The organism is Adonisia turfae CCMR0081, from assembly GCF_011009555.1.
Taxonomy (GTDB): Bacteria; Cyanobacteriota; Cyanobacteriia; order Phormidesmidales; family Phormidesmidaceae; genus Leptothoe; species Leptothoe turfae.
This window is the reverse complement of record NZ_QXHD01000004.1, coordinates 6,754,449-6,771,173: the sequence shown is the minus strand read 5'-3', so window position 1 is coordinate 6,771,173 and position 16,725 is coordinate 6,754,449. Positions and strand designations below refer to the sequence as shown.

16 protein-coding genes and 2 pseudogenes are annotated in these 16,725 nt (G+C 46.5%); 5 read left to right on the top strand and 13 right to left on the bottom strand.

Features of this window, described 5'->3' with window-relative positions:
* The 3 genes from DXZ20_RS32750 to DXZ20_RS32740 all read right to left on the bottom strand — a co-directional run.
* Positions 1 to 4,537: AAA-like domain-containing protein (locus DXZ20_RS32750; RefSeq protein WP_250566006.1), on the bottom strand; the 4,537-nt coding region annotated here is incomplete at its 3' end.
* On the bottom strand, positions 4,534 to 5,994 hold the full coding sequence (locus tag DXZ20_RS32745) for a trypsin-like peptidase domain-containing protein (RefSeq protein WP_163702922.1): 1,461 nt from the start codon (positions 5,992 to 5,994) through the stop codon (positions 4,534 to 4,536). The genes DXZ20_RS32745 and DXZ20_RS32750, both read right to left, overlap by 4 nt.
* 8 nt (positions 5,995 to 6,002) lie before the next feature.
* The gene (locus tag DXZ20_RS32740; RefSeq protein ID WP_163702921.1) at positions 6,003 to 6,335 is read right to left on the bottom strand and encodes a CU044_2847 family protein; all 333 of its coding nucleotides are present in this window, start codon (positions 6,333 to 6,335) and stop codon (positions 6,003 to 6,005) included.
* Positions 6,336 to 6,492: 157 nt separating this feature from the next.
* Here DXZ20_RS32740 and DXZ20_RS32735 point away from each other — a divergent pair, with 157 nt between their 5' ends.
* Positions 6,493 to 6,708, top strand: a complete 216-nt coding sequence (locus DXZ20_RS32735) for a hypothetical protein (protein ID WP_163702920.1) — start codon at positions 6,493 to 6,495, stop codon at positions 6,706 to 6,708.
* A 265-nt stretch (positions 6,709 to 6,973) separates the two neighbouring features.
* Here the strand turns inward: DXZ20_RS32735 and DXZ20_RS32730 are convergent, their stop codons facing one another.
* From DXZ20_RS32730 to DXZ20_RS32700, 7 genes are all read right to left on the bottom strand, one after another.
* Entirely contained in the window at positions 6,974 to 7,267 is a 294-nt protein-coding gene (locus DXZ20_RS32730; RefSeq protein ID WP_163702919.1) for a hypothetical protein, read from the bottom strand.
* 64 nt (positions 7,268 to 7,331) lie between these two features.
* Positions 7,332 to 7,706 (bottom strand): hypothetical protein, encoded by a 375-nt coding sequence (locus DXZ20_RS32725; RefSeq protein ID WP_163702918.1) that lies wholly within the window; start codon positions 7,704 to 7,706, stop codon positions 7,332 to 7,334.
* Positions 7,707 to 7,719: 13 nt separating this feature from the next.
* On the bottom strand, positions 7,720 to 8,427 hold the full coding sequence (locus DXZ20_RS32720; RefSeq protein ID WP_163702917.1) for a hypothetical protein: 708 nt from the start codon (positions 8,425 to 8,427) through the stop codon (positions 7,720 to 7,722).
* A gap of 12 nt (positions 8,428 to 8,439) precedes the next feature.
* Positions 8,440 to 9,030, bottom strand: a complete 591-nt coding sequence (locus DXZ20_RS32715) for a hypothetical protein (RefSeq protein WP_163702916.1) — start codon at positions 9,028 to 9,030, stop codon at positions 8,440 to 8,442.
* Positions 9,027 to 9,506 (bottom strand): hypothetical protein, encoded by a 480-nt coding sequence (locus DXZ20_RS32710; RefSeq protein ID WP_163702915.1) that lies wholly within the window; start codon positions 9,504 to 9,506, stop codon positions 9,027 to 9,029. The genes DXZ20_RS32715 and DXZ20_RS32710 overlap by 4 nt, the downstream gene beginning before the upstream one ends.
* A gap of 36 nt (positions 9,507 to 9,542) precedes the next feature.
* Positions 9,543 to 9,929 (bottom strand): hypothetical protein, encoded by a 387-nt coding sequence (locus DXZ20_RS32705; protein WP_163702914.1) that lies wholly within the window; start codon positions 9,927 to 9,929, stop codon positions 9,543 to 9,545.
* Between the two features lie 38 nt (positions 9,930 to 9,967).
* A complete protein-coding gene (locus DXZ20_RS32700) occupies positions 9,968 to 10,201 on the bottom strand; it encodes a hypothetical protein (RefSeq protein ID WP_163702913.1) in 234 nt (77 codons plus the stop codon).
* Positions 10,202 to 11,191: 990 nt separating this feature from the next.
* On the opposite strand from DXZ20_RS32700, the gene DXZ20_RS32695 reads away from it, so the two are divergent.
* Together DXZ20_RS32695 and DXZ20_RS32690 are read left to right on the top strand one after the other, a co-directional pair.
* Positions 11,192 to 11,425 (top strand): hypothetical protein, encoded by a 234-nt coding sequence (locus DXZ20_RS32695; protein WP_163702912.1) that lies wholly within the window; start codon positions 11,192 to 11,194, stop codon positions 11,423 to 11,425.
* A gap of 32 nt (positions 11,426 to 11,457) precedes the next feature.
* Complete coding sequence (locus DXZ20_RS32690) at positions 11,458 to 13,143, top strand: hypothetical protein (RefSeq protein WP_163702911.1); 1,686 nt, start codon at positions 11,458 to 11,460, stop codon at positions 13,141 to 13,143.
* A gap of 224 nt (positions 13,144 to 13,367) precedes the next feature.
* Here DXZ20_RS32690 and DXZ20_RS32685 read toward each other — a convergent pair whose 3' ends face one another.
* Both DXZ20_RS32685 and DXZ20_RS38870 read right to left on the bottom strand, forming a co-directional pair.
* Entirely contained in the window at positions 13,368 to 14,192 is an 825-nt protein-coding gene (locus DXZ20_RS32685; RefSeq protein WP_163702910.1) for a formylglycine-generating enzyme family protein, read from the bottom strand.
* Positions 14,193 to 14,272: 80 nt separating this feature from the next.
* Positions 14,273 to 14,497, bottom strand: a pseudogene (locus tag DXZ20_RS38870) (hypothetical protein); the annotation flags it as partial.
* Positions 14,498 to 14,625: 128 nt separating this feature from the next.
* Between DXZ20_RS38870 and avd the strand changes: the two are divergent.
* Positions 14,626 to 14,976, top strand: a complete 351-nt coding sequence (gene avd, locus DXZ20_RS32680; protein ID WP_163702909.1) for a diversity-generating retroelement protein Avd — start codon at positions 14,626 to 14,628, stop codon at positions 14,974 to 14,976.
* Positions 14,973 to 15,807: pseudogene (locus DXZ20_RS32675) on the top strand (RNA-directed DNA polymerase). The gene avd and the pseudogene DXZ20_RS32675 overlap by 4 nt, the downstream one beginning before the upstream one ends.
* Positions 15,808 to 15,879: 72 nt before the next feature.
* Here DXZ20_RS32675 and DXZ20_RS32670 read toward each other — a convergent pair.
* Positions 15,880 to 16,722: a formylglycine-generating enzyme family protein gene (locus DXZ20_RS32670; RefSeq protein WP_163702908.1), complete on the bottom strand. Its 843-nt coding sequence runs from the start codon at positions 16,720 to 16,722 to the stop codon at positions 15,880 to 15,882.
* Positions 16,723 to 16,725 lie beyond the last annotated feature (3 nt).

The window sequence follows — 16,725 nt, the reverse complement described above, 5'->3', positions numbered from 1 at the left end:
GCTGAGCCATCGCGCTCAGGGCAATCGACCGATAAGATTCAGCTTGGATTTGTCGAGTGACCTCTAGGGCTTCGGGCCAGAGTTCTGGAAGGTGCTGAGCCATCGCACTCAGGGCACGCGACCGAGACGATTCATCTTGGATTTGTCGAGTGACTTCCAATGTCTCAGGCCAGAGTCCTGGGAAGTGCTGAGCCATCGCGCTCAGGGCAATCGACCGATAAGATTCAGCTTGGATTTGTCGCGTCATCTCCAGCGCTTCTGGCAATAGCGGTTCTGGGAGGTGCTGAGCCATCGCACGCAGGGCATGTGCCCGAGAATATTCATCATGGATGTGTCGAGTGACCTCCAATGTCTCAGGCCAGAGGTCTGGGAGGTGCTGAGCTATCTCACGCAGGGCATGTGCCCGAGAATATTCATCTTGAATTTGTCGCGTGACCTCCAGGGCTTCTGGCAAGAGTGGTTCTGGGAGGTGCTGAGCCATCGCACTCAGGGCACGCGACCGAGAATATTCATCTTGGATTTTTTGCGTGACTTCCAGCGCTTCTGACAATAGCGGTTCTGGGAGGTGCTGAGCCATCGCACTCAGGGCACGCGACCGAAAAGATTCATCGTGGATGTGTCGAGTGACCTCCAATGTCTCAGGCCAGAGTTCTGGGAGGTGCTGAGCCATCGCACTCAGGGCACGCGACCGAAAAGATTCATCATGGATTTGTCGCGTGACCTCCAATGTCTCAGGCCAGAGCGGTTCTGGGAGGTGCTGAGCCATCGCACTCAGGGCACGCGACCGAGAATATTCATCATGGATTTGTCGCGTAACCTCCAATGTCTCCGGCCAGAGGTCTGGGAAGTGCTGAGCCATCGCACTCAGGGCACGCGACCGAGAATATTCATCATGGATTTGTCGCGTGACCTCCAAGGCGTCTGGCCAGAGCGGTTCTGGGAGGTGCTGAGCCATCGCACTCAGGGCGCTCGACCGAAAAGATTCATCATGGATTTGTCGCGTGACCTCCAAGGCGTCTGACCAGAGGTCTGGGAGGTGCTGAGCCATCGCACTCAGGGCGCTCGACCGAGAATATTCATCTTGGATTTGTCGAGTGACTTCCAGCGCGTTTGGCCAGAGTTCGACCCTTCGTTTAGCGAGTTCCGTCAAAGCCCTGATTCGGTCAGAGGTATCTTGAATTTGGCGAGTAATGTCGATAGCTTCTGACAGGTATTGTGATGGTAGTAGTTTAGCTATTTGACTAATGGCAAATGCTCGATAAGAGAACCCTTGTGTTTCTTCTCGGTGCTCTCCGTAGCGGTCTTGAATCTGTTTAATCGTTTCGAGGACAGTGGGCCAAACCTCAGCAAAGTTCTCTGCTAGCTTACTGAGCACGTAGGAGCGATAGACGGCATCATTGATTTGGTCAATGGTTTTTAGCACCTCCGGTAATAGTGCTTTAGGCATATGGGGCACGATGGCAGAAATACATTCAGCTCGATGCCATGGATCCTGGGCTTGTTGGGCATAGGCTAATCCTTGAGCAGCCTGCCATACGCCTTTCTCAACTAATGCTCCTATCAGCTCAGCGGGCACATTGCTGGCCAAACTGTTGATTGATGCGCGTATCAGGGCATAGCGAAACACCAAGGTAACAGATGCACTTGGATTATCTTCATAGGCATCAATGGCTAACTGCCAAGCTCGTCCTAAGTCGTTAACAAAACCGGCAGGTTTACCAATGGCATCACAGGCTTCATACCAGCCATTACGCCCTTGATCATTATTAACTTGTAATAACCGATGAATCTCTTGGGGTTGTTTCGCCTGCTCCATGTGCCAGGTGAGGTGAGCATAAATGTAGCCATCATCCTCAAGCGTGTGCCACTGACCATTTTTCGTCTTAGCACGATAGCGATTCAGCAATTCACTGTGGGCCTCAGCTTTGGTTAAGCCTAATCCGGGTAAGTCTCCTACTTGAATAGGCTGAGGTAGACTGGTGAGTAACCGACCTGCTAGATCGTGCATCAAGTCATGCATGCGATAGGTGGGCTGGCCATTGGCCTGTTTGATCCCTTGTAAGATGAGTGCCTTAGATTTGAAGGTGCGCAAATTTGCTCGCGATTGACGAGAGGTTACTTGCCATAAGGTTTCAGCCATTTCCTGAGTCAGACTCACATCTTCAGGGACGATACCCAGCCAGGCAAACTGACGAAGTTGTTCTGTCGAGAGTTGTTTCAAGCTCAGATTGAAACAGGCCAAAAGACTATATTTACGACGCTTGGCATCATCACGGATTTCATCACGGCCATAGATATCAAGGGTCTCTAAACGTGCCACTTCATCCTGTAAATCGTCTAACAATTCAGACCAGGTCACCCCTTCTTCGATCTGAGATGCGGCCAGTTCTAAAGCTAGCGGTAGATACCCAACCCGCTCCGCAAATGTGAGCGCTTGCTGATGCTCATCATCAGTCAAGGGGTAAGATAGCTTTTGAGTTATCAGTTTCAGTGCCTGGTCCGCTGTCATAACATCCAGATCGTACCGTTTAACGTCTGGTATTCTGGCCTCACGTGTTGTGACTAAAACACAACAACCTTTTCCACCAACGCGAAAGGGTTCCAGGTGTTCTGGATGCCAAACGTCATCGACAACGAGTAGAACATGTTTGTCGTATAACAATGTTAATAAATGCTTTGAGGCTGACTCAACAGCTGTTGGTTTGTAATCGTAATCGCCTAGTTCTTGAATCCAATTACTCAATAGTGGCAAGATATCTGGCTGCTGCCCTAGAGTAGCCCATAAAATACCATCAAAGAAACGTGCCTGGATCTCAGGATCATGCGCAAGTTTCGAGGCTAATACAGATTTACCAATACCGCCTAGCCCATAAATGGCACTTACTACCAAGGTATCGAGCTTAGCGTCCTCACACACCAGTAGCTGTTTGATAGCCGTCTGATGCTCTATACGTTCTACAAAGTGAGACGGTAGCGGGGGCACTTGACGCGGCACCCCTAGGTTTCGAGTTGATTGTCCATCTGACTTTGAAAAGCCTGTAGTAATATTAATCGTATTTCCACTGCCCGTAAAAACGGGCCCATCAGGATTATTTACCTGAGATCCCTCTCCTCCAAAGACATTCTGCCCAGGTCGGAGCTGCTCAATGCTGATAATTTGTTGGATCTCTTGTGCAAGCGTCGAAACCCGCTGAGTAAAGTTATCATCCTCAGCCATCGCAACTCCTAAATAGTTCGCGACTGTTTCGATATCACTATCACTAACATTTCCTTGATCAGCAAGGGCTAAAACAGTTTTTGCACGACCTTGAAACCTATTCCCAACAAGCTGTTTCAGTGCCTGTAGTTTTTGAGATAAATAAATATATTTATCCTCAGCTAATCGCCCACCTAATTCTTCCGCAGTATTTAACATCAGCGTAGCAATTGAAGTAGCTGTTAGTGGAGGATTTTTAGATTTAGTCGGTATGTCTAAGGAACCTGATGGCCCGAAAATGTCTAAGGTACCTGATGGCCCGAAAACAGTTTCATACAAAAAATTACTATAAGGCCTTTCACCATCAGTGATGCCTAACAGTTTTAAGCTATTTAGAGCTTGTCTATCAGCTTGAAGTCCTGAAACTAAATCTGTGAATGCTTTAAGGAGATTTGGACTACTAGTAATACCGGAATAAATATTGAGAAAATGTATATTTTCAGAAGCCTCTTTAACTATATCATCCGCAATTTCTTCGATCATTTTTTGATTTATAATCACCTTTGAGTCTGCCTGATCAGGCAATTGGCGACTGAGGAAAGACCAGGTTTTTTCAAGCATCAATTGCGTCAAATACACTGATCCATTTGTATAACTATGAATATATTTTTCTAAGCCTTCTTTTATTTCCCAATACTCACCTAAATACTTGACTAACCCAGTAATTTCAGCAATAGATAACTCCTTCATTTTAATAGGTGTGCCTACATTAAAAGGAGATGCATGTTGCTTAGAGATTAGTTGTATTGGTTCTGCTGTTCCTGAAAGGATAAACTGTAAATTATTAAAATATTTTTCATCATCCCTGGCTCTACGATTATAGATAGAACGAACTAATCCGAAGAAATTATCCTTATAAGGGAAAGGTATAAGCTTATCCACTTCGTCCAAGAAAATTACGACCCTTCTTTTTTCTACAAGAAGTATCTCCCTTAAATATGAAATCAACCCTGATTTATCTTTTTTGTATTTTCTCCCTTCCAATGAAAAAATAGACTCATCTATTCCTTCAATAATAGCGTTTAAGAAGTTTTCATATGATGAAAAGTTTGAATCATCTATAGTTGTTAAGTCAACAAAAACAACTAGAAAGTCCTGTTTTCTTAGTTTCTTAATCGTATTAGCAATTAAGCTAGATTTTCCACTTTGTCTTGGAGCTAAAATGTAAGGATAGCGAGAATTAAGAAGTATCTCCTTTAGAAGCTGACTATCAGCTTCTCTCTCAACATAAGACTCTCCGGTAAATGTTCCAGAGGCTCTGTAGGGATTGTCATACTTCATAATCCAAAATTCAGACTATAACTATCAGATGAACTAATGATTTCTATAAAATCACTCTTACTTGCTTTGTTATTAACACTTTTTTTGAATAAATTCTCACATAGATACTGAATTTGATTAGGTTGCCCCCGAGAAGACTTTGAATATATTAGTTCTTTAGACTCGTAAGCAACCTCCCACGCATCTTGAGGGAGAAAACTAATAAGCTTATCGATTTCTGAATGTGTAAAAGGTTGAATCAAAACTGTTTCCCAATGCCTCCAATATTTAGGATTCGTAGCTCCAACCTCTTGTCGTATAAAAGTATCAATTTTACTATCTAAACATACAATAATTCGAATATTTGCGTCTGGCTTTTCAGCCAACCAATGTAGATGCCTTATAAGAAGGTAAGCTGAATCTCTATTCAGAGTTCCAAATTCATCAATACAAAAAACTATAGATTTAGCTGTTAAAATCCTATATATCTCTCCCCAATTTGTTACTTTCTCATTCAATGATCTCGAGATTTCATTAAATAAGTCACGTAAAAATATTTTTTGGTCTTCAGTATTCATGCCTTGAAGATCTATGTCACAAAGCATCCAACCATCTTCACTACAAAGTCTCATTTTGTTAACCTGTCTTAATAGGCTGGTTTTTCCAATTCCATGATCACCCTGAATCGCTATAAATCTTTTCTTATCAAGTTTGTCCGATAACTTATTGTCACAATCCCTGGGAATATATACTTTTGAGTCTTTGGATAAGGCTCCTACACATTGAAAAGGAGAGGACAAAACAACAGCTTTCTCTTTCAACAACGATTTTCCAGAGGATGAGACCCATCCTGCTAATATTGGCCATGCTTCCATTAGCATTCTGGTTGGAATTACATAACCAACCTTGCGTTCAGGTTGATGTATATCAGCAGCTACTGTGATCCCAATGACAGCTTCAAGCTCTTGATCCCATACTGGAGACCCACTATATCCTGATTCAATCTGGAAGCCTTGAATTCTAATGCCTTCAACCTGTATCCATCCATTTATAAGCAAGTTCCCCAACTTTCCGCTAGCCCATGCTCCTTTTCGGTTATGTGTTTCAGGACATCCAAAAACTTTAAAGTTATGTCCACTTGTGTCTATGCTATCGACTAGGCAAACGCTTTTAGCCCCTTGTGGAATCGACTTACTCAATCTGAGCACCGCAATATCTTCGGGACCTGATCCAGAAAAGTCAGGCTTTGCTGGCTCCCAGCACACAACTGTAGCTGTTACGACCTGACCAGGTGCAACGAAGGGAAACTCTAAAAGGACAGGGCTTTTTGGAGATGTTTCTTCCAACTCGGAATAGATTATGGCTTGAGCAACTACATGTGCGCATGTTAGAACATGCCGCTCACCAACAAAGACACCAATACCGACAGCATAGTCTGGAGTTGAAGTTGCTAAAATACGAACTATTGCACCTTCCATAGCTCCACTCATGAGTTCTTGAGATTGGTCCACTTCAAGGTAACTTCAAAATTTGCATCACTTCCTGCTGCAATTACAGCTGCTACGGACATACTCAACTTCATACCAAACTTAACCTCCACTTCCTGGGGTGGATCTGGCAAGTCACGTATTTCATTAACCACAGCTACAGCCGTGGGACGAATAGCTTTTCGGACAGCAGTATTAAAAGCTTGACTTGCCCTGTAAGCAACTTGATTGGGAGACAAGGAGACACGCTGGGTTGCATTTTTGACCGGCTCCTCTACTTCCACTAATATTGAGTTACCATCCTCTAAGTCAAATTCCACCAGTTGCTTCATATTGACCAGTTAAACTCCAAGTAATACATAAATAGGTAATATGATTTTGTTATAGCAACTTTGCCGGTAACCGGCAAAGTTTTAGTTACTAAACTCAGTAAATTAACTACTACGAATTGCAAACTCAATCTTTGAACAGTATTACTCGGGAGGTATTATGTCCAAAGGTAATCCCCATCCAACTTTGACACAAGAGTTTATTGCCGCGCAGTTTAAGCCAGTGTCAGATTTGCCGCAAGAGAAATTAGCTAAACAACCACTTGCGGTTAAGGTTCCAGAATCTGTTTATTTATCGGTGATGAAGTTGCCGCAGAAGATTCGAATAGAATGGTTACGGCGTGTCATTTGTGAGGCCGCACATTCAGAATTATGAAGTAAATTTTTAGGCCCTTATTCTCTGGGCTGATCAAAGACTAAATCAGTCAGCTATTACACTTCCTAAACCCTGATTCAGCGGTTAAAGACATATGCTAAGATCCTAGTAACTAGGTTGGCTATTTGCAGACACTGCAAACATTCAAGAGATGAAATAGAGGAGTGTTTTTCGACAGGAAAACGCCCGATGCTAAGAGACAGCTACCGGGCAAATCCATGACTATTTGCTATTTGGCTCTACAGATAATCCACTCTAATCGTTCTCACTCACTAAAGTATCTATCAGTGTCAAGCCCTTTAGACTGAGCAAGAAATACTTGATTAATGCCCCTCACAGTGGCGATCTCTTTTTCTACTGAGTCAAGGCGTCTCTCTAGCTCTTTCAACAGAATATTGGTGTTGTTACTCAGTGATTTGTAATCTCGCTTGAGATGATTGATATCACGCTCCAACCCATAGCTATGACGAACTCTAGCAACAAAGAAGCCAATCACACCGGCTGCCGTTGAAAACACTGTTATTGCTAACGGTAGGTTCTCTATCAGAAATTTGTTCATGATGACTAAACGTAAAGGGCGACACAAGATCGCCCTTTTTTTCATGGGAGTTTCAAGGAATCAACTATGCCGCGTGTTCTTTGACTTTGCTGGGGTGGACAAACCCGATTGAACAAATGTTGGCCGTCCCCTTGTTGTCTATCTCAGACTTACAGGCTGGATAAACAACCGCCATCGGCGGAATGCCAGATACATCGTCTGTGAGCTTCCATCCTTCATGCGGTTGGCAGCTCTCGACTTTGCAGGCTTCCGAATAGATGACGTTCCCACTGCTAACCTCTAGAATGCCCCATTTGCGGTCACCAACTGGCCTGTCTTGCGAGTGAATCAAGACATACGGATCATAGGGCAGCTTTTCAAGCCACTGGCTAAAGTCGAGCGTCAATAGGTAGCCCGGTTTTTGCAGGGTGACCATGCCATTCACAACAGGTCTAATCATCAGCTATGCCCCCTTAAAGGGTATCGGGTACATCTTCACCGTCACCGCCACTGTCACCCGCTGGAGGTTCTGCGGGCGGTTGGGTGTCAGACTCAGTGTTCACCTGGTCTAAGGATGTTGGCAATACACAGTTCACCTGCAACCGTTGCTGAAAGGCATTAACGCCTGCTTGAACCGCATTGTAGATATCGGTCACCGCTTCACAACGAATGGCATCCGCATCCAAGCCCAGTGAGTCGAGATCAATGTTTTCAAGCTGACCTTGCAAGTCTGCAATCTGCTGCCCTTGGGTGGCTTGAGTCGTTTGGATAGTGGTCTGGTTTGTCTGCAAGTTGGTGATCTGATCACCATGCTGATTAATTTGTTGTTGCTGGCTGTTATAACTGCTTTCTAGGGCATCCAGGCGATCCTTAACCTGTTGCAGGTCATTAACGCCGTCGCCATCCTGGTCTTGCAGCGATTCAATCAGATTTTGTAACTGTTGAACCTGAGCGGTAAAGCCTTCCTGGTTAACCAGCGTATCTAGAACAGTTTGCATCGCTGCAAATTGTTCTAGAACAAATACCCGATCCTCGATCCGACCATCACAGATTGCCGTCTGTAAGGCGTCTCCCATCTGGTCGAAGAATTCAGCAATGTAAGCAGGGTTAACACAATCCCCGTCTGGTGTGGTGTACCCTGTAAAGCCCTGTGCGCCTTCACCGTTTTGAACAGTCACCATAGGTCAAAGTAGCTAAGTTTTCTTGAGAAACAAAAGTGAGCCATAGATCTCGGGCTCAACATGGGTGCGGTAGCCATACCCCCAAGCCTTAGACCGATTGCGGTCACATCGCATCTCTGCGACCAGCTGCGTTGGCTCAGTGACCGCTAGCAGCCCGTCTAGGGGGATATGCCAGCTATAATGCAAGGAATAGCTCGCACTATAGATCGGGTCTAGCGAGCCTGTTAGGGTCCGTAAACGGCATCGCATCTCCGCGTTTTCCATTCCCGTCATCCAGCCCATCACGACGTAGTGACCTGAGGGAAGCTCAATCCGTCCAGCGCTGGGGAATGGTGACAGCGTTCCAAAGTTGTTTAAGGGGTGTTCATAGTTGAACGGTCGCTCTAACCAGGTTGCCGGTGGGTAAAAGCTACCGCCGCTTTCACCCGCAGGCCGTCTGATTTGAAACGATGCAACCTGAACGCCCAGAGCAGACGTTAGACCGCTTATGGATGGATCGGGTACTCCTCGATAAGACTGGCCATCACGAGACACGTAAAAATAATCTGTGTCTCGATAGGGCAGTGGTAGCAATGGGAGTTCTGAAAACTCGTTACTACTCATGGAAAGTGTATTAGGTCTCCATTAAAGGTAAACGCTCTATCGGGTAAACCCGATCCAACTCCGAAGAACAACACCCCCCCATCAAACCTTGGAACGATAGGATTCAATTCGATGTGTTGTTGCTGTTTGGCCCATAGCTCAATGCGATAATCGGTGATCCACACATGGGGCCAAAACTCAAGATAGTGCTCTAATCCCGTGTAGGCAATAGAGATATGTTGTTGTCCAAAATAAAGTCGCTCGACGTTTTGCACAGGCTCACGAATCGGCCCACCCGTTAGCAAATTTGCCAGATACCCGGCCCGATGCCAGCCTTTTTGATTGGCAATAACGCTCGTGATCTTGACCAGCACATCAGCCGACTGATTGAGCCTAAATGCAAATCGATGCCCTTGGTGAGCAAGAAGAGATTTAATCTCTAATCGTTGATACTGGTCTGTTAGCACCTGTAGAGATAACCCAAACGCTATCCCCACAGGCTTTGTAAATGGCCAGCCTCTAACTCTCACAGCTTAGTAATAGCAGCGCTTTAGCGGTCGATAGACACGGAGGACAGCCCGGCCAAAGATTTTCTTTTTCGCCAGAGACAGCATGGCGTCTTCAGCTTTGTCAGGGTCACAGTAAAAATGAAACCGCTTGGGTTTGTCTACCTGAGCGGCATTTTTGACGGCAGTCCCAACAGCGGTACTGTAGACCAGCACCAGCTTGACAAGTACGCGCTTGGCCTCAACACCAGAGACAACAATGCCACTGCTGGTTGCGCCTGAGGTGGCTTCTGTCGCTGGAGTACCGCCAATGATTTTCTTGACGGTCTTATCCGCATAAAACCATCTCGCACCACTGATCTGATAGGTGTTTTTTCCAACCGTGAAATTGACGTTGATTCGTTCTGTTCCCATGATCTAATCCTCCTAGGGTTTACGTATTCCCTAGCTGATTAGCTTAGGTATTCAGATGCGGACAACGTGAAGGCTCCCCCCGTCCCGCTCAAGGCCGTTGGTAGGGTCATGGTGATGGACACCAAACCACTTTCAATATCCGTATCAATCTGTACGTTATTCAACGGCACATCAGCCGTAGATTGTGCTGCTTCTAATACTTGAAGCTCGCGAGCAACTTCAAGCGCTTGTCCTTCAATACTCGTTGCTGATGTCGTCATTGCAGCAGCCATAGCCAAAAATCCTCGTTAATAGACAGCGGAGTATCTCCACCCAAAAGGTTGGCTAAAACGCTTGCAAATCCATCATGTTAGAAACGCTTTTGTCCCTTCGGCATTAAACCCAAAGGGGTTAACCACGCTTGGTTAAAATGAGCCATTTACCGGCAATCTTGTAAGCACAAAGCTGCTTACATTTACATCGTCTTCTTACGGTTCTTTCGTGAATAAAAAATCTTTCTGAATAGTCAGAAACACTGATTAGCTCAAAACCTTTAGGGATTTGATTTAATCCTGTGATAGTTCTACGTTTGTTGTAAAAAATATCCACCTATACTATGGAGCGAAACTACACCCGAATCATCCATCATGACAATTCCACTCACCAGAGCACAAATACCGGATAGCGCATTCGTTAATGGGCTGGAGAGCTTAGCGGCATGGGCGAATGCCGTGCTCGAATACATGAACAATGGGGAGACCTATAACGAAGCAGAAGGTATCCGAGTAGACCGCGTGCAACAATCTCTGTTTAGAAACTATGACAAGGAGATTTACATCAGTTATCGGTCTAACCTCAGGTTGCACCCAGACTATAATACAGGCGCGTATGGAACGTTATGGGAAGCCACGAAACCCTATTATTCGGGAACCATACCCAGTGAATTCTTACAAAGTAGCTGATAATGCCTACGTATTTGTCACCAGGGAATACGGCTTCTATCCTAGGCCCTTATACAACAGGCTCACAGGGGAGCGGTATTACGTCGGGGGATCTCAGTGCTAGTCCACCCTCATCAGGGAGATTAAGGCTACAACGGTCTCCAGCCACTGCACCAAGTCCAGGCTCATTGCCGTATAAAGAGCCTGGACTCAATTTAAAGCGGCAACTCAATCTCAGACGACCATTAAACCTGAAGCCTGCGCCGACTCCTCAACAGGGGCATGGCCTGTCAAATGCATTAAATCGGAGTTTGCAACGGCATCAACACAATTTTTCTCAACGTGGCAACAGAACCTCAACCAGTGGCCCTAGAGGAACCACACAATCCGCCCAAAATATCACTAAGTTTGGGTCTCAAACTGGTAACGTTGCGAGCAATTCAGGGACAGCAACAACCGGCAGTGCTAGAACGGCACACGCGATACAAACCTGGAATGCGGCAAAACGTGCTCGTTTCAATGCGCCACAAGGCACAAACCCTCTCCATAGCACAGCAGCTAACGGAACAACGTTAAGTGCCGGTGCTGCTGTTGGTGGCGGTTCAATCTTGTTTACACCTGTTGCCAGTAATCCAGCAGGTGTTGTGGCAACGTTAGGCACAGCTGCTTTGGGCATTGGTTTATATGCTGGCAATAAACTTTATGAGGGAATGGGCTCGCCTTTTGGTCCTAGTTTAGGAGAGCACTTAAAGGCTGCACTTGGAAAGAATGATCAACAGTTAGAACCCAGTACACAAGCCTCTAAACCTATCGCTGAAGGGCTCACTCACGATCCAGAAACCTATGGGGAAGCAGGCAAAAAGTATACTGTAACGTATAGAACAAAATCTGATTATGGGCCAGATCATTCTGAGGGTCCCCAAGAAAGACCATGGAGAGAATCAAAAACGTTAACGGGTAAAACAGGACCTATCGGAACCGCTGTTTATAGGAATCCAAATTCTCAACCAGAAGGGAAACACTACTTTAAAGGAATTACCGGAGGCAATGCCCATCGTGACCATCAATTTTATGGTGGTGGTGATTTGCTAGATATGGGATTTATTACAGGAACCGGAACTAATAACCGTGATGTTTTTGTAAGCTATTTGGAAATTTTAGACGTTGTTCCTTTAGATGACAATAATAATCCTTCGGGTGCTCCTGTAGAACCTCAGGTGATCACTCCCTCGAAAAGCTGGCCTGATATCAGCGAGTTACCTGATTTTTCTGGAGACACCCAACCGCCTAGCGACATACCGGATACAGCACCACCCGATCCTTTAGGCTCCGCTGAACAACCCGAACAAACACCGAGCAATCCAGACGTCCTGAAGGGTTTAGGTGGTTTGCCACCTGTCAACCCAGTCAATCCAAAGGAAGCTAAAGAGAAAAACTCTTCTAATGACAATAGCCCTAATCTTCCGCCTGTTCCGTTTATTCTGGGTAGGGTACAACGCAAAAAGTCTAGACGTGTTACTAGAACCAGCCCTCCACCTAACGTAAATAGCAAAAAGACGACGACTCCACCGACCACGAAAAAGAATCCTCAGTCTGACTGTCAAACAACGTTACGAGTCATCAGAGAAAACATAAACAATGAGTGTTGTGAGGCTAGCGCGAATACTATCGAACAGTTGTTAGACGAGATACAAGAGATAAAGAAGAAGTTTGAGGTGTCTGGGCTCGGAAGTATTAATATGACTGGGTGTGAAAGCACCTTGCCCTATCTCTTGCCATGGTCAGGATCTGGACTACATGGGATTTATGCGGCTCTAGAGAGACTGTCTGAAGCAACAGAGCGAGTGTGGGAAAAAATCAAATGTCCACCCGAAACAAATGCAGCTGTTCCTATAGCGTGGGAAACAAAAACAGGAGAACACCCACAACTAATTATCCTTTGGAAACCATCAGAGGGAGGTCATAGTCGCTGGTCTATGCATATCCCTCATCCCAAAAAAATGATTTCACACACCTATGATTTTAACTTTCCAACGTACACAAAAGGCGCTGTTAGAGGAAGTTTAGTCTTAAACGACAACAGTAAAGTTGTTGTCAATGGTCAGTCTGAAGCCGAATGCAAAAAGGTCTTAAGCTATGCTAGAAGCCTGATAGAATCGAGTTACCTAGTGGGAGCTAGAGAAATATTCTCTAAAGGTGGATCAACAAACAAGGTGCAATCTGTTAAAGCGATTTACATAAAAAGCTTTGCTGGTCATTTGGATCAAGCGCCACTGTGGGTTAAAACTCTCTGACTATCTGCAACGCCCGCAACTAGTCAACGGAGTTATAAGGGTTTCAGCGTAGGCACTCAACTATTGAATCAGGGGTTGAGGGGTGTGACAGTTGAGCAAAATATGCCCGATTTAGTCCAGTGAGTCTGTATGTTCTTTTCAGAACCCCAAATTCCATTCGTGAAGTGAAACAGTTTTTCTCTGCAAAGAGCAAAAGCGCAAGAGATGGTAAAGGGCAAATTGTTCTACGCTTGAGGAATCCTGGGCGCTGAACATACTACACGAAAACCGATATAGCTGCTGCGGATGCCGGGCGTAAGGCTGTCACGGGAAGCGGAGCGACAATACCTCGGATCGCTGCCCCAAGAGCCACCGCGTACTACACGCCCTAAATCCTCTTCTTTGTCTCCCCAAGCACTGCCATCGGTGGGTGCCCCTTCATAGTTGCTGTGCCAATGGTCTTGACACCATTCATCGACATTGCCATGCGTATCACTTAAGCCAAACGCATTCGCAATATCAAAGTGATCTACGGGTGTTGTTTTTTCTCGGTATTCACCCTTAGCACCATCACCATAGGTATGGTTTCCGTTATAGTTAACGCCCTCGGGACTGATGGTATTCCCAAAGGCAAAGGGAGTAGACTTACCCGCTCGGCAGGCATACTCCCACTCCGCTTCAGTGGGAAGGCGATACGGGCGATCGGTATGCTGCTTTAGACGCGCACAGAACTCAATCGCGTCATACCAGGATACGGTCTCTACAGGATGGTTACCCCCCTTAAAATAAGAAGGATCAGCCGTTAGCTTACTCCCGCCTTGATCAATTGCTACTACCGCCTTCCACTGAGCCTGGGTGACCGGATAACGTGCCATAAAAAATGGTGACACAGTCACCTTATGTAGAGGACTTTCAGACTCCTCATATCCTTCCTCGTCTTCAGGCGACCCCATCATAAAGGACCCTCCAGGTATCAGCACCATATGAAGCGGCAGGGCCGCAGATACTTCTAATTTAGGTTCAATATATCCCCGACCAGTGCGAGGAGTTCGACGAAGAGTTTGGGGCATACACAGCAAAAGATTGCAGAGCCAGCTAAGTCTTCGGTTTCCCTACCAAAGTAACTGGCTCGGTTTGATTTTTGGATGCCTCAATGGGCATCGCTGGAATAGGCTCTGGACTCCTCTGGGGTACGCTCGACAGATTCCCATCTGCCAATTCTGACCGGCTCAGTTCCCAGGCGGAGCCAAGGAACCAGCGATAGAAGAGTGCTGGGCGCAGAACATACTACACGAAAACCGATATTGTTGTTGCGGTTGCCGGGCGTATTGTTGTTGCGGTAAGCGGAGCGGCAATACCTCGGATTGTTGTTCCAAGCGCCACCGCTCTGCGGCCTACCCCACTTTTTAGCATAGACGCCCTAGCTATAAAGCCTAACCCCCTGAGACAAAACGCTACATGGACTCTGGGCATTCTGAATGACATCGTTAGCACGCAAGCTTGATGCCAATGGCTGCCGAGTTGCCTATTATCCAGAAAACCTACGATCTGATCAAATGGTATGTTCCGATTCTTAATCGGCTCCCTCGGGACCATCGGTTTCAGTTGGGAAATCGCATCATAACGGGCCTCTATGATCTGCTAGAAGGTCTGGTGCTGGCAAGATACCAACGAAATAAACTGCCGCAGCTTCAGCATCTCAATAGCGAGCTTGATGTGCTGCGCTATCAAACCCGACTGCTCTTAGACTTTGATCTGCTCTCCCATAAGCGCTATCAGTACGTGGGGAAGCTGATCAATGCTATTGGCACCGACCTGGGCGGCTGGATACGACAGCAGCAGGCAAGGCCATGAAACGTCATGGTAACCTCTGGCCCCAAGTGATCGCCTTCGATAATCTGCTGATGGCATCCCGGCAAGCTCAAAAAGCCAAGCGATTCCGGCCCAATGTACTTGCATTTAATGACCGCCTGGAACAGGAACTTCTTCGCCTACATACGGAACTAAAAACCCTAACGTATCAACCAGGCAGATACCGCACCTTTAGAATTCGCGATCCCAAACCCTGCATGATTTCGGCAGCTCCCTATCGGGACCGGGTGGTCCACCATGCCCTGTGTAATGTGATCGTTCCCCTACTAGATAGAACATTGAGATGATCTACTGACACCAGTTATGCGCCGTCGAGGTCTCCCCATCGGCAACCTTACCAGTCAGTTCTTGGCTAATTTGTACCTCAGTCCTTTTGACCATTTCACCAAGCGCCAGCTCAAGCTCAAACACTATCTGCGTTACGTAGACGATTTTGCAGTCTTCTCGGATGATCGCCAAGAACTGGCTAACGCACGTCTGGCCATGGAAGACTATCTGGCCACCCTACGGCTCAAAATGCACCTGATTAAGAGTCAGCTATCTGAAACCCGCTATGGTGTTAACTTTGTTGGATTTCGCATCCTGCCAGACCGGATCCGAGTGCGTAATGATAACGTGCGTAGAGCCCGACGACGACTCAAAGCACTACAGCGGCAGTATGCTGCCGGAGACATTACGCTGAAGCCCCTAGTGCAGCGGCTGCAAAGCTGGGAAGCCCATCTGAAACATGGTGACACCTATCGGCTACGGCAAAAGGTGTTTGAGCGTCATACGTTTATTAGAGAAGATGAAATAGAAGAAGAGCTGTTTTAAGCTTTTGGCAAAGGGCTAAAGGGCAAGGTTTCCAGGCATAGCCTGGAGAAAGAGGGTAAAGGGCAAATTGGTCTACGCTTGAGGAATCCTGGGCGCGGAACATACTACTCGAAAACCGACAGGGTTGAGGCGGTAGCCGGGCGTATTTTCGGTGCGGCAAGCGGAGCGGCAATACCGCGGATTGTAGTAACAAGAGCCACCGCGTACTACACGATCTGACTGCTCTTCTCGATCTTCCCAAGCATTGCCATCAGTGGGTGCACCGTCATAATTGTCATGCCAATGGTCTTGACACCATTCATAGACATTGCCATGCATATCGCTGAGTCCAAAGGCATTGGCCCCTTCAAACTGGTCTACCGGTGTCGTCTTTTTGCGGTATTTCCCTTTGGGGCCATCGCCATAAGCGCCAGACCCATCTCCCTCTTTCCAGTCTGTCCCTCGATAGTTAGCCAGGTCTGTATTAATCGTCTGCCCAAAGTAAAACGGAGTGTTTGTCCCTGCCCGACAGGCATATTCCCATTCGGCCTCTGTGGGCAGGCGATAGTTGCGATTTGTATAGATAATCAGCCGATCGCAAAACTCCACGGCCTCATACCAGGAAACTTGCTCAACCGGGTTGCGATCGCCTTTGAACTTAGATGGATCAGCCTCTAGCTTACGGTTTACCTGAGGCATAGCGTATACTGCTTTCCACTGGGCCTGGGTTACCGGATATTGCGCCATAAAAAACTGAGAGACGGCTACCTCATGCTGCGGTCCTTCACGATCTAATCGATCAACCTCATCTTCTGGGGAGCCCATCATAAAGCGCCCTGCCGGGATTTGCATCATCCTCAGCGGTAAAATATCTTCAGCCAAGAACTCTTCGTAACCTTGGTTTTGGCTTTGACGTCTGGCAAGGGTAAAAGACATAGA

Bases quoted from the DNA above. Each gene is read 5' to 3' on its own strand.
- DXZ20_RS32745 (WP_163702922.1), bottom strand. From the start codon at position 5,994: ATGGAAGGTGCAATAGTTCGTATTTTAGCAACTTCAACTCCAGACTAT.
- DXZ20_RS32740 (WP_163702921.1), bottom strand. From the start codon at position 6,335: ATGAAGCAACTGGTGGAATTTGACTTAGAGGATGGTAACTCAATATTA.
- DXZ20_RS32735 (WP_163702920.1), top strand. From the start codon at position 6,493: ATGTCCAAAGGTAATCCCCATCCAACTTTGACACAAGAGTTTATTGCC.
- DXZ20_RS32730 (WP_163702919.1), bottom strand. From the start codon at position 7,267: ATGAACAAATTTCTGATAGAGAACCTACCGTTAGCAATAACAGTGTTT.
- DXZ20_RS32725 (WP_163702918.1), bottom strand. From the start codon at position 7,706: ATGATTAGACCTGTTGTGAATGGCATGGTCACCCTGCAAAAACCGGGC.
- DXZ20_RS32720 (WP_163702917.1), bottom strand. From the start codon at position 8,427: ATGGTGACTGTTCAAAACGGTGAAGGCGCACAGGGCTTTACAGGGTAC.
- DXZ20_RS32715 (WP_163702916.1), bottom strand. From the start codon at position 9,030: ATGAGTAGTAACGAGTTTTCAGAACTCCCATTGCTACCACTGCCCTAT.
- DXZ20_RS32705 (WP_163702914.1), bottom strand. From the start codon at position 9,929: ATGGGAACAGAACGAATCAACGTCAATTTCACGGTTGGAAAAAACACC.
- DXZ20_RS32700 (WP_163702913.1), bottom strand. From the start codon at position 10,201: ATGGCTGCTGCAATGACGACATCAGCAACGAGTATTGAAGGACAAGCG.
- DXZ20_RS32685 (WP_163702910.1), bottom strand. From the start codon at position 14,192: ATGCCCCAAACTCTTCGTCGAACTCCTCGCACTGGTCGGGGATATATT.
- avd (WP_163702909.1), top strand. From the start codon at position 14,626: ATGCCAATGGCTGCCGAGTTGCCTATTATCCAGAAAACCTACGATCTG.
- DXZ20_RS32670 (WP_163702908.1), bottom strand. From the start codon at position 16,722: ATGTCTTTTACCCTTGCCAGACGTCAAAGCCAAAACCAAGGTTACGAA.